Here is a 12,403-nt window from a genome sequence, read left to right on the forward strand (position 1 = left end):
GTTAGCTTTATGGCGCCTACATTTTTGCCTTGGGCTGTGTGCGATGCTATTGTAAACCGTTTCTTATCGTTGTGTGTACCAACAATAGTAGCGATACCCAGAAACATAGTTTGCTGTATAATCAATATAAGTATCGCAGGAACAAGGAAGCTTGCAAATCCATTCTGTGGGTTATACATCGGAACCCATTCATTCTCTACTGTTTGTCGAGTAGTCGCATCTTCTTCCTGACTGCCGCTTCCGGTTTCGACAACGCGTATATCCGCACCCATATCCAGCGATACTTCGGTAGCACTGAGTATCATTGCCTTATAAAACAGTAGACTGCTCATGTCGGCATACACGCTAACTTTCGTTTGCTGCTGAGTATGTATATCTTTGCTGAAGTCTCTGGGGATATACATTATTCCGTAAGCCTCTTTCCTGCGGAGAGCTTCACGGGCTTCTTCCATGTCCGAAGCGTATCCTATTACTTTTACATCGGCTGTGGCATCTACCTTTCTTTTAAATTCCCTTGATAGCGAAGAGTTTGAATCATCTACAAATATAACTTTTACCTCATGTACAGTTTCGTTATTGTATATAAAGCTATACAGTACAGGGTAGGCCAGCGGTACTATAAAGAATAGTAATATGACTGCCGGGTCTTTGAATATGACCTTTAGCTCGTTAATCCAAACATAATATATGTCAAGTAGTAATCTTTTCATAGCTCATATACGTTATCCTTCAGTAATTTTCTTACAGTACCGAAGAAGAATATTGATAGCAACACAAAGCCAAGCAGTGCCGCATAATGATACATGGAGTAGCCCACCGCTATACCATTTAGCGCCTGATCTACATAGATAAGGAAAAAATGCCTTAGCGGGAATAAGTTGCTCAATGCACTCAGGCTTCCATCCATTGCCAATGTAGAGAATGAAAATCCTGTGATAGAAAATGATACCATTCCTATGAGGCTGGCTATGCTTAGCGCGAATCTGTAATTGCGGAATATTCCCAAAAGGATGACGCCTGCTCCCTGTGCTGCCAGGATGAGGCATACATAATTAAAAAACATAGGCCAAAAACCATTATGCAATGGAAATCGATTGATGTAATAAAGAACTGCCATAAATAATAATGCTATCCCCATATATATGATCGTGTACGGAAGTAGTTTACCTATCATTACTTTGATGATGGAATTGTCTCCCATAGACATCAGTTTTGAACCGTTACCCGCTTTTATTTCCGAACCGAAAGCTGATACGGTAAACATCAGGATAATCAATTGCAATATACCCGGCAAGAGGACATTGTTCAGATATACCGAATAGTTGAGCCAAGGATTTCCTGTGGGATGCGCATCTATGGTAATAGGTTGCAAGATCGGCATAATCTGGTTTTCTGTATAGCCCTTTGCCGTTGCGGTCTTTAGTCCTACTGAGGCCGAAGCCAGCGTAGATATTGTTTTCAAGTCTTGAAATAACAGAGAGCCCGATATTAAAAAAGCATTGTTGGTATAATAAACCAATTTGGGGCGATTGCCTGAAATTGCATCTTTCGTAAAATCTTTCGGTATGGTCAGTACAGCATATACTTCCATTCGCTCCATCTGATGCCTTGCTTCTTTAAACGAAAGGCTTTTGTACTTTATGTTTGTTTTTTCAAAAGCATCCAACTGGCGTATCAAAGAGCGTGTTGTAGTCGTATTGTCTAAGTCTACCACCGCAATAGGTATACGTGAGGGTAGCCCTGCGCTCATCATCCACATCAAAATAATCATGGACAATAGCGGAGCAACGAATATCCCCCATATACATATTTTGGATGAGGATATACGTATCCACTCCCTTTTGAATATGGCTAGTATACCGGTTTTAGAGCTCATTTGTTATTCTTTAATGATAAGTGACATTCCCGGCAGTACATCGATTGCTTTGTCGTTGAATCGTGCTTTTACCTCAAAAGTCTTTCTGTCGTACTGTCCTGTTGTTTTGGTTGCTTTCCATGCTGCATACGATCCCAAATCTTTGACATAGTATACGGTCATCTCTACTTCCTGATCCAGTGCCGGAACGTATGCCTTGAATGTCTTACCTATATCTTTATAGTTCTTTAGATGGTCTTCTCTGATGTTGAATGAACCCCACTTATCGTCTAGTTTAGCAACATTCATTATCGGAGCTCCTGTACCTACCAACTCTCCTTCGTTCGGAAATTTTTCGGTAACCTTTCCGTCAATAGGTGAGATCAGATAGCTTTCAGAGATGTAAGATGATACTTCTGCTACAGCACCTTTCGCTCTTTCCAATAAGGCAAAGGCGGCTTCTTTGTCTTCTTTTTCTGCACCGTTTACAGCCATGTCGTATTGAGACTTCGCGGCTTTTTCTGTTGCAACCGATGCGTTGTATTGTGCTTCGGCTTCATCTCTCTTTTGTGCGGTTACAACACCTTTGTCAAACAAGTTTTGAACACGCTTGTACGACTTCTGAGCTATGTCTGTTCCTACTTTAGCCTTTTGCCACATTTCGTATGCCCCTTGGATTTGCTCTACGCGTGCACCTTTTATTGCTTTTTGGTTTTGTGCCGCAGCCCCTTGCTGTGCCGCATTTGCCTGTGCCAGNNCGTCGATGTCAGGGATACTTAATATAGCAAGAGTGTCACCTTTTTTTACATAGCTTCCTTCGTCTACCATATATTTTGCTATACGTCCGGGCACTTTGCTTGATATACGTACTTCGGTTACATCCGCTTCACCTTGTATGATGTTGTCTTCTTGGTTGAGGAAGAAGAAACCGTATAAGCCAACTAGAATAATAACGGCGGCAAAAATCAGAATAGGTATGAGTTTAGAACCTGTTTTTTTGTTTTCTGTATCCATATCTTTATTTGTTACTTTTTTTCAAATATATATCGATTTGTTAATCAGTTGTTTTAGGTCTAAAAGGTGACAAAAGTGACACTTTTTTTATTGTTTTCCCAGTTGTATACTTTTATCATCTTAGTTCCTTATATATAGATAAATATAAGATGTTTTTAAAACTTACGACCCAATGCTTTGTTCAGGTATATTCGGCATAAGATAATGTCGATCTGAGCATCTATAAGATCCGAGTGAGCCGATAACCAGGCTGTGTGTGCTGCTATAACATCCGACGAAGGGATTACTCCTTCTTCGAATCCTACGTTTGCGTATCTTAGATTTTCATCAGCCTTTTCTGTGTTTTTTTGTGCAGTCTTTAGCTTTTTGTTTGCTTCCGACAGTTTGTATGCTGATTGGTTTATTTGCAGTTTAATTTTTTCTTTTGCATCCTCCATTTCAAATTGTTTGACACGTGTTTCGGCTTTTGCTACATTCAGTTTTGCCGAATTAGACGCAAAATTCAAAGGGACTTTTAGTAGTACTCCTACATTCCACATTCCGGCGAACTTGTTTTCCAGACCGTCAAACAAATTCGGATTTGTCCATAAATAGTTTGCTGTAAGTGCAACATTCGGCATAAACTCGGCTACCGCAATCTTTTCTTTCTTCCCATATATCTTTGTGGCTAGCTCGAGACTTCTTATCTCTGTCCTGTTCAATATGGCTTCGTCTATGTTGGGTATAGCTTCTACGCCTTCATCGGTTGCAATGTCTGTTATATTTTCATCTTTCAATGTAAGCTGATCGTTAATCTCCAGTCCACATATTTGCGCCAATAGCATTTTTGAAAGACTCAGCCCGTTTTCAGCTTTTGTAAGAGTCATCTCTGCCTCATTTAGTTTTACGTTCACTGATAGCCTGTCGGCTTTTGTGGCTACGCCCTCTTGCTCCATTGCAGAAATATCAGAGTCCATCTTTTGCATGAGTTTAACATACGCCTCCGCCAACTTCCTCTTATTGGCTACTGATACAACCTGCCAATATGCATTGTCTACCTCCACGATAACTTCTGTCATTTGAGTCTCTTTCATCGTTTTGGCTAGGTCTTGAGCATAAGATCTCAAATCATTGTAAGCAACGATCTTTCCTCCCATAAACAACGGTTGTGTAAGCGTAAATCCTCCCGCCCATACGTTTTTGATGTCTACCTTTCCTAGATCATGAATGCTATTGCGGATTTTGTCGTCTATCGGAATATTATTGCCTATTCCGGGAATCTCTATCGGGAGAGGTATGGATGTCGGTATGGCAGAAGATGGAATGAGATACAAATTCTTCTCATTGCGCAAATATGCTCCCGTAAACGATATCTCGGGGAAGAATTTGGTAAGTGCATCCTTCTTCTCATAATATGCTATTCTCTCTTGCTCAGAAGCGATCTTGAGCGATTTGTTGTTCTCTATTGCAAGTTGTCGGCATTGCTCCAGCGATAGAAACTGTTGTGCCGAAACTGTGGATGCTATACTAAAAAAGAAAAATAAGGCTAATCCTAAACTCTTAGTATTCATATAGTGGTTTTATGTGTTGATTGCTTATGCAACTAAAATGCAAAATTAGATAGTCTTTTCATATATACAAAATGTACAGAGAACTTTCACTTTTATTTTAACATTTTAAACGAAAAAGGGTTCACTAATTAGTGAACCCTTTTATCAGAATATCAAAAAGATATTTATTTGTTATCTCCCGAAAGTTTTTCTTTCAATGCTGCAAGCTCTTCTATATCGCCTAATGTAGTTTTTTCTACGTTAGATTGAGTTGAAGTTTCAGCTTGTTCTTTCTTAGAAGATTTTTTTGCTCTTTTTTCAGCAGCAGCTTCTTTAGCTTCCGGCTTTTCATCTTCAAACACACGGCTGTGAGATACGATAATTCTTTTAGAGTCTTTGTTGAACTCGATTACTTTGAAATCAAGTTTTTCATCGATCTTAGCTTGAGAACCATCTTCTTTTACCAAATGTTTAGGAGTTGCAAAACCTTCAACACCATAAGGAAGAGAGATTACTGCTCCTTTGTCAACCATTTCAACAAGAGTACCTTCGTGTACAGAACCTACAGTAAATATAGTTTCGAATACATCCCAAGGGTTTTCTTCAAGTTGTTTGTGACCAAGGCTTAAACGACGGTTTTCTTTGTCTATTTCAAGTACTTGTACTTCGATGTCAGCACCTATAGCAGTAACTTCGCTAGGGTGTTTGATTTTCTTAGTCCAAGAAAGGTCTGAAATGTGGATTAGTCCGTCTACACCTTCTTCTATTTCTGCAAATACACCGAAGTTAGTGAAGTTGCGAACTTTTGCAGTGTGCTGGCTTCCGATAGGATATTTTTCTTCGATATTTTCCCATGGATCTGGTTTCAATTGTTTGATACCAAGAGACATTTTACGTTCGTCGCGATCAAGAGTAAGCACTACAGCTTCTACTTCGTCGCCAACTTTCATAAAGTCTTGTGCACTGCGTAAGTGTTGAGCCCAGCTCATTTCTGAAACGTGGATCAAGCCTTCTACACCCGGAGCGATTTCGATGAATGCACCGTAGTCAGCCATAACCACAACTTTACCTTTCACCTTGTCGCCTACTTTAAGCTCAGCGCTAAGTGCATCCCAAGGGTGAGGAGTCAATTGTTTCAATCCTAATGCAATACGTTTCTTGTCATCATCGAAGTCAAGAATAACAACGTTGATTTTCTCATCCAATTTAACCACTTCTTCTGGGTGTTGTACACGTCCCCAAGAAAGGTCTGTAATGTGGATTAGTCCGTCTACGCCGCCAAGGTCGATAAATACACCGTAAGAAGTGATGTTCTTAACTGTACCTTCAAGTACCTGACCTTTTTCAAGCTTAGAGATGATATCTTTTTTCTGTTGTTCAAGTTCAGCTTCGATAAGAGCTTTGTGAGAAACAACAACGTTTTTGAACTCGTGGTTGATTTTCACTACCTTGAACTCCATAGTCTTACCTACAAATACATCATAGTCGCGGATTGGTTTCACGTCGATCTGAGATCCTGGCAAGAACGCCTCGATACCAAATACATCAACGATCATACCGCCCTTAGTGCGACATTTAATATAACCTTTGATGATTTCGTCTTTTTCAAGAGCTTCGTTAACACGATCCCAAGAGCGTGTAGCACGTGCTTTCTTGTGAGAAAGGATAAGTTGTCCCTTTTTGTCTTCTTGGCTTTCGATGTATACCTCTACTTCGTCACCAATTTTTAGATCCGGGTTATAACGGAACTCGTTCATAGAAACGATACCGTCTGATTTGTAACCGATATTAACAACAACTTCGCGTTTGTTCATAGCAGTTACTTTACCCATTACCACTTCTTTGTCGTTTACTTTGTTCAACGATTGGTCATAGGTTTCTACAAGTTCTTCTTTGCTCTTACCTGTGTAAGAGTCTCCTTTTTCGTACGAATCCCAGTCGAAATCTGCAACCGGTTGTACATTTTTTAAATTATCAATCATTCAAAATTAGATCTGGCACCAGTCCTGATCAGTATCATTAAAAAGTTAAACATTCTTGCTTCGAAAAGCGGTGCAAAGATATTGTTTTTCAATGTATAAAGCAATGCTTTTATAGAAAAATTTAAATGAAGAAAGCGGATAGTTAACTTTAACCATCCGCTTTTATTTTATAGAGAGTGTTCTTATTGAACGATCAGTCCCAGAATGTGATAGAATACAATAGCCATCACGGCACTAACCGGAATAGTCAGTATCCATGCTATCAATAAATCTTTGGTTACTCCCCAGCGAACAGCTGAAAGACGTTTTACCGAGCCTACACCTATTATACTACCTGTGATTACGTGGGTTGTACTTACCGGCACGTGCAGCATTTCGGATATATATAAGGTTATAGAGCCTGCTGTCTGAGCACAGAACCCTTCGATTGGGGTGATTTTTGTAATACGGTTCCCCATCGTTTTCATGATTTTCCATCCTCCGCAAACTGTACCTATTGCAATCGCAGTAAAACATGCGAGTGGCACCCAGTCGTGCATATCGTTCATGTCGTTCATATATAACCAAGGGTGAACGTCGGGCGTAGTTGCTGTATATGAAATCAATGCTGCTGCAATGATACCCATTACTTTTTGTGAGTCGTTCAATCCATGTCCTATACTAAGGCCTGCGGATGAGATGAGCTGTAGATTCTTGAACCAACGGTCGGCTTTGCCCGGTTTTATCTTTTTTACGAAGTGGAGGGTGATCAGCGTGATGATGTTACCCGAAACCATACCAATCAGAGGTGCTACTACAATGAACAGCGCAATAATACCAATAACGCCTGAATGCACAGCTTGAAAACCTGAAGCGGCGATACCGGCTCCTGCAAATCCTCCGATAAGAGTATGCGAAGAAGATGAAGGGATTCCTAACCACCATGTAATAAGGTTCCAAGAAATAGCAGCTATCAGTCCGGCTATGATAACCAGAGATGGGTTGCCAAAGCTTTGAATTATAAATTCCATATCCACGGTTTTGGATACAGTGTCTGCAATACCAAATCCACCGATAATATATTTTGCTATAAAATAAGCTACGAAGTTGAAAAAGGCAGCCCAAATTACAGCTTGGGTCGGTGTAAGAACTTTCGTAGATACGACGGTTGCTATTGAGTTGGCAGCGTCGTGAAAGCCATTTATGAAATCAAATATGATCGCTAAAATAATGATTATTATTAATAATGTCATTTCTTTCTTATTATGAATACTTAACGATCATTGTTTTGATAATTTTCCCTACTGATTCTGCTGCATCGGTAGCACGTTCGAGCTCGTGGAGAATATCTTTTAGTTTAATAACCTCAATGGCATCTTTTTCATTCTCAAACAGGTCGATAAGAAAATGTTCGTACACATCGTCGGCCTTTTTTTCAATCACACCCAGTTGCTCGCAGTATTCTTTTATTCGGGATGTACTTTTTTTCAAGACATCAAGTTCTCCGATTGCCTGAATTAGGAAGCCGGAAGATTCTCTTACAAACATAGCGAGTCGTACAGCACTCTCGGGCATTACCTTCGGGCTGTAAAGCATGATACGCTTAGCACAACTATTGATAAGATCAATAACATCATCCATTGTTGACGAAAGATGGTTTATATCTTCCCGGTCAAAAGGGGTAATAAATGTTTGGTTGAGCTCTTCGAAGATTTGATTTTGGATGGTATCGGCTTTTCTTTCCTGGTCTTTAATTTTTTTGTAATACTCTACAGCTTCGTTGTGGTTAGTTACTTGAACACATTCAATGATGAGATCCGATGCGGTGACTATTACTTCTGCCATTCCGCTCAAAAGAGGGAAGAATTTGTTTTCTTTAGGTTTAAACCTATCGAATAAGTTATTTTTCATAAAAGATTAAAAATATATTCATCAAGAAAAACAGTACCAACTGCTTTTGTCCCGCAAAGATAGAAAAAAAAATCGGTCGTAACATTTTTTTAACAAAAAAGTAATAATGAGTATTCTCCTCTATTCTTGCTGTTTAGGTATAGTACTATCCTATAGTTTTATTCGAAATTAAGTTCTCCGAAAAATTGTGGAACATGGAAGTTTGGCTTCTCTGTGTGGATAGGATTCCATGATAAAAAATGAGGAATAGTCAGATTATCTCCACATTTATAGAAATTTGCATGGGCTTTTGTTCCATTTAGAGATTTTAGGTCAGACATCCAATATGCCGTAACGGGAATAACGAGCAGTAAGTTCCATTTGAAATTCCCCTGTTTTTTATCAAAGGGTTCTATGCCAAGACTCGGGTATCGTTTAATGGAGTCCAATATTGTTTGGCTTGCATGCCGTGAGTCTTTCTTTTCCTTACGGTAACCCATCAATGCTTTTCCGATGCAAGAAAATTCTGTATTGTAATAATATAATCCATCAAAAGAAATGAAAAATTCTACGCACGAATCGGTCCATACATGCCCATTATCTTCTGCTGTTTTTGCAAGAATCTCATTTTCTTCAACAAAGAATTGTAAAAAGATATGACTGCCGTCATGCGCTATCTTGAATGCAACTTCAGGCTTGGATGGATATAGCTCCGGCCAATTGACATTAGAGATGTTATTCTTTTGTATATTTTGCATCTTTTCTAGAACCAAATCGGCTCTGTTTATATCTGCTATATTTATTAAAGGTACAGATAACATATCTTGACTTTTTATGATTAGTTTATGGAATTGAGTTGATTCGTATTCTGCCCTTTTCAGGGTTTAGGACAAATTTTATTTCCCTTTCAAGCTTTTATTTATGTTGTCTATATAATCCAATATCTCATCGCCTCCTGCTCTCTGCTCGGAAGAAGTATAAAATATTGTCGGGATTTCCTCCCATGTTTCATGTAATTTGTTTATATATATTTCGGAGTTGTCTTTTAGTCGTCCTTTGCTTATTTTGTCTGTTTTGGTGAATACAATCACAAAGGGTACTCCTTCTTCGCCCAGCCAATTGATGAAGTCAAGGTCTATTTTCTGAGGTTCGTGTCTGCAATCTAATAATAGAAAAAGACAGGTTAGCTCAGTTCTCTTAAGTATATAGTTGTCTATTATTTTACGAATCTGTTCTCTGCCGTCTTTTCCTCGTTGCGCATATCCATATCCCGGTAAATCGACCAGATACCACTCGTCGTTGATAATGAAGTGGTTGATGAGCTGTGTTTTTCCCGGCTTGGACGATGTCATAGCCAATCCTTTGCGGTTGGTAAGCATATTTATCAGAGATGATTTGCCTACATTGGAGCGTCCGATAAATGCATATTCGGGCTTACCGTCTTGAGGACATTTTCTATAATCGGTATTGCTTATTACAAATTGAGCGTCTTTTATTATCATTGCTTTATATTTCTTTTACAAACTTCGATATTCTGCTTGTTTATTCTTCGGTAGTTTCTTTATTACTTCTTCGACAGAATGATCTATTAATTCTTTTATCAGTTTATCGGGTACATCACTCGCAAGATAGACGGCATTCCATAAGAGGCCTCGCGTATGAGTGCCGTGTGTTACTCCTTCATATCTTGTTCGTAGTTCAGCCGATCTTTCGGGGTCACATTTCAGATTTACTTTGAAAAATCCATCTTTGGGGTCTAAGCCTGTGTATGCGAACATTTTTCCCATGACTTTAAAGACTAAAGTAGATTCATCGAAAGGAAAGCTTTCCGGTGCGCCCTTTACAGATATACAGTATTCTCTGAGTTCTTCTATATTCATAGAATATTCGGTTTTTACTGTTATGTTTTAAACTGTAGAACAAAAATAGTTTAAAAATATGAATATCTTTGTTTTCAGAATAAAACATCTACAATTTTTGTTCCATCTTACATCTTATAATATTATGGCAAAAAGAGTTGTTCTTATAATTTTAGCAGTCCTTATAGCAGGTCTTTTTACCTTCCTGTATATCCGCTATTATGTGCCTTATAGTGATTCGGGGGTAAAAGCCGGTATGCTCAACAATGTGAAGCATAAAGGGATTATATTCAAAACCTACGAAGGAGAGTTGATTCAATCCGGATTTCGTCCCGGACAGCAAGGTTTGCAATCCAATGAATTCCAATTTTCGATAGAAGATAAAGAGTTGGCTATAAAACTGATGTCACTCAGTGGACAGAATGTGAAGCTCCACTACAAAGAATATTACGGGGCTTTACCTTGGCGGGGATATACGAAGTTTATTGTAGACAGTATTGTGGCTGCTAGTCCTGCTGTGCCAAGTCAAGGACAAGAAATTCCCCCTTATACCGGAGAGTAAAGATTATTTATTTTATATCGAATGATAAGAGATGTAACGCCCGCTGATGCTGCGCAGATAGCAGCCATCTATAATTATTATATTGAGGAAACAGTCGTGACCTTTGAGTATGATCTTGTTACTGACGAAGATATCCGGAAGCGGATAGGCAAGGTGCAGGCAAAGGGGTTTCCTTATTTTGTATACGAGAAAGATGGNNAAGATGGGCAAATAATTGGTTATGCTTATCTCAACAGTTGGCGTGAGCGTGTAGCTTACGATATAACGCTAGAAACAAGCGTATATCTTGATCGCAATGCCATAGGAAGCGGAGTGGGCAGTATTTTATATCAGGAACTGATAAACAGAGCCCGAAATATAAACATACATTCACTGATTGGTGTAATATCATTGCCCAATGATCCAAGCCGAAAGCTTCATCGAAAATTTAACTTTGAGTTGGTCGGCAATTTCAGGGAGTCGGGAGTCAAATTCGGAAAACTGATTGATGTCGAATTCTGGCAACTGATCTTATAGCCTTTTCCTTAGATTATTTACAGGGTAGATTACAGCGAGGAATCCAATGATACTCACTGTAACAAATATCAGTACAATATCCAAAGCTTGTACCGATACAGGGTATGCATCTATAACAAAGGCGCCGGGAGTATTGCCTAATTTTAATAAACCGAAGTATTGTTGTAGCAGACAAAGCGTGAGTCCGAGAGTTACACCTACAACGGCTCCTACAAATGTGATTAGCCAGCCCTCGAAGAGAAATATCCGTGTGATTAATGTATTGTTTGCTCCGAGGCTTTTTAATATCCTGACATCCTCGTCTTTCTCTATAATCAGCATCGTAAGTGAGCCTATAACATTGAATACTGCTATTATAAGGATGATGCATAAAATGAGAAATGTAACCCATTTTTCAACGTTTACCATCCGATAAAGATCAGCCTGTTGTTCGAATCTGTTCTTTACCAATAGTTCATCTTTGCCAAGTATAGACTTTATTTTATTGTGTACCTTGTCTACATTATAGCCGTCTTTTACTTTTATGTCAAGGGATGATATTTCTTTGTCGTAGTGGAAGAGTTCGCGTGCCAAGTCTATTGACACAATGAACATCTGGTCGTCATACTTCTGCTGATTGAGTGCAAATACCCCCGATACGAATACTTCTGACTGGGTAAATGCTGTTGCCGGATTTGCCAGATTGATGCGTTCGTTTCGCTTGGGAGCATATAGCTCTACCGGATCGAGAAATCCGGCTCTTACGCCAAGAAACATGGCCATGCCTGCACCTATAACTCCATTTTCGATATCGCCTTCGCGTAACGAAAACTTTCCATCTATAATCAGATTGTTTACGTTGGCGAGATTGATGAAATTGGCTGATACACCTTTTAGTATAATCGGCTCTTGTCGGTCTGCGAATTTAATCAGAGCATTGTCTTCCAATGATTCGGATGTGAATTCTATTTCGGGTAAAGCTTTGATTTCTTCTATCTTCTTACTTGTCGGGTCAAATACTTTCCCTTTGGCCGGAGTAATTTGTAGTTCGGGGTCGAAAGCGCTGAAAGTGTTTGCTACTACGTCCGTAAACCCATTAAAAACCGATAAAGCACATACCAGCGCCATTGTGGCAACAGTTATTCCACATACCGAGATCATCGATATGATGTTGATAGCATTATGCGATTTCTTTGCGAAAAGATAACGGCGGGCTATGTGCAGCGCAAGATTCAAGC

Annotated in this window: 13 protein-coding genes; 2 read left to right on the plus strand and 11 right to left on the minus strand. The window is 39.3% G+C overall.

The features are described 5' to 3' along the window. The 10 genes from B3P17_RS12175 to B3P17_RS12220 all read right to left on the minus strand — a co-directional run. On the minus strand, positions 1 to 710 hold a 710-nt coding region (locus B3P17_RS12175; protein WP_291105734.1), incomplete at its 3' end, for an ABC transporter permease. After that, positions 707 to 1,876, minus strand: a complete 1,170-nt coding sequence (locus tag B3P17_RS12180) for an ABC transporter permease (protein ID WP_252638453.1) — start codon at positions 1,874 to 1,876, stop codon at positions 707 to 709. The genes B3P17_RS12175 and B3P17_RS12180, both read right to left, overlap by 4 nt. 3 nt (positions 1,877 to 1,879) lie before the next feature. Then, positions 1,880 to 2,869, minus strand: coding sequence for an HlyD family secretion protein (locus B3P17_RS12185; RefSeq protein WP_291105659.1), 990 nt, complete (start codon positions 2,867 to 2,869; stop codon positions 1,880 to 1,882). 155 nt (positions 2,870 to 3,024) lie between these two features. Continuing rightward, entirely contained in the window at positions 3,025 to 4,419 is a 1,395-nt protein-coding gene (locus B3P17_RS12190) for a TolC family protein (RefSeq protein ID WP_252638454.1), read from the minus strand. 164 nt (positions 4,420 to 4,583) lie between these two features. Further along, positions 4,584 to 6,377: a 30S ribosomal protein S1 gene (gene rpsA / locus B3P17_RS12195; RefSeq protein ID WP_135107148.1), complete on the minus strand. Its 1,794-nt coding sequence runs from the start codon at positions 6,375 to 6,377 to the stop codon at positions 4,584 to 4,586. A gap of 185 nt (positions 6,378 to 6,562) precedes the next feature. Further along, positions 6,563 to 7,612 (minus strand): inorganic phosphate transporter, encoded by a 1,050-nt coding sequence (locus B3P17_RS12200; RefSeq protein ID WP_252638455.1) that lies wholly within the window; start codon positions 7,610 to 7,612, stop codon positions 6,563 to 6,565. 10 nt (positions 7,613 to 7,622) lie between these two features. Beyond that, positions 7,623 to 8,270, minus strand: a complete 648-nt coding sequence (locus tag B3P17_RS12205) for a DUF47 domain-containing protein (RefSeq protein WP_135107091.1) — start codon at positions 8,268 to 8,270, stop codon at positions 7,623 to 7,625. A gap of 158 nt (positions 8,271 to 8,428) precedes the next feature. Continuing rightward, positions 8,429 to 9,070: a carbohydrate-binding family 9-like protein gene (locus B3P17_RS12210; protein ID WP_252638456.1), complete on the minus strand. Its 642-nt coding sequence runs from the start codon at positions 9,068 to 9,070 to the stop codon at positions 8,429 to 8,431. A 75-nt stretch (positions 9,071 to 9,145) separates the two neighbouring features. Next, positions 9,146 to 9,751: a ribosome biogenesis GTP-binding protein YihA/YsxC gene (gene yihA, locus B3P17_RS12215; RefSeq protein WP_135107088.1), complete on the minus strand. Its 606-nt coding sequence runs from the start codon at positions 9,749 to 9,751 to the stop codon at positions 9,146 to 9,148. 15 nt (positions 9,752 to 9,766) lie between these two features. Continuing rightward, entirely contained in the window at positions 9,767 to 10,129 is a 363-nt protein-coding gene (locus B3P17_RS12220) for an MmcQ/YjbR family DNA-binding protein (protein ID WP_291105664.1), read from the minus strand. A 124-nt stretch (positions 10,130 to 10,253) separates the two neighbouring features. Between B3P17_RS12220 and B3P17_RS12225 the strand changes: the two genes are divergently transcribed. Continuing rightward, on the plus strand, positions 10,254 to 10,670 hold the full coding sequence (locus B3P17_RS12225) for a hypothetical protein (protein WP_252638458.1): 417 nt from the start codon (positions 10,254 to 10,256) through the stop codon (positions 10,668 to 10,670). A gap of 21 nt (positions 10,671 to 10,691) precedes the next feature. Continuing rightward, positions 10,692 to 11,186, plus strand: coding sequence for a GNAT family N-acetyltransferase (locus B3P17_RS12230; RefSeq protein ID WP_291105666.1), 495 nt, complete (start codon positions 10,692 to 10,694; stop codon positions 11,184 to 11,186). On the opposite strand, the gene B3P17_RS12235 is transcribed toward B3P17_RS12230, so the two are convergent. Then, positions 11,181 to 12,401 (minus strand): FtsX-like permease family protein, encoded by a 1,221-nt coding sequence (locus tag B3P17_RS12235; RefSeq protein WP_252638460.1) that lies wholly within the window; start codon positions 12,399 to 12,401, stop codon positions 11,181 to 11,183. The two genes, B3P17_RS12230 and B3P17_RS12235, sit on opposite strands and share 6 nt — an antisense overlap. Between the last annotated feature and the right edge of the window lie 2 nt (positions 12,402 to 12,403).

Origin of the sequence: Dysgonomonas sp. UBA7630 (assembly GCF_002483985.1) — a bacterium.
GTDB lineage: Bacteria > Bacteroidota > Bacteroidia > Bacteroidales > Dysgonomonadaceae > Dysgonomonas.

Coding starts and splice junctions, on each gene's coding strand:
- B3P17_RS12180 (WP_252638453.1), bottom strand. CDS start 1,876: ATGAGCTCTAAAACCGGTATACTAGCCATATTCAAAAGGGAGTGGATA.
- B3P17_RS12190 (WP_252638454.1), bottom strand. CDS start 4,419: ATGAATACTAAGAGTTTAGGATTAGCCTTATTTTTCTTTTTTAGTATA.
- B3P17_RS12200 (WP_252638455.1), bottom strand. CDS start 7,612: ATGACATTATTAATAATAATCATTATTTTAGCGATCATATTTGATTTC.
- B3P17_RS12205 (WP_135107091.1), bottom strand. CDS start 8,270: ATGAAAAATAACTTATTCGATAGGTTTAAACCTAAAGAAAACAAATTC.
- B3P17_RS12210 (WP_252638456.1), bottom strand. CDS start 9,070: ATGTTATCTGTACCTTTAATAAATATAGCAGATATAAACAGAGCCGAT.
- yihA (WP_135107088.1), bottom strand. CDS start 9,751: ATGATAATAAAAGACGCTCAATTTGTAATAAGCAATACCGATTATAGA.
- B3P17_RS12220 (WP_291105664.1), bottom strand. CDS start 10,129: ATGAATATAGAAGAACTCAGAGAATACTGTATATCTGTAAAGGGCGCA.
- B3P17_RS12225 (WP_252638458.1), top strand. CDS start 10,254: ATGGCAAAAAGAGTTGTTCTTATAATTTTAGCAGTCCTTATAGCAGGT.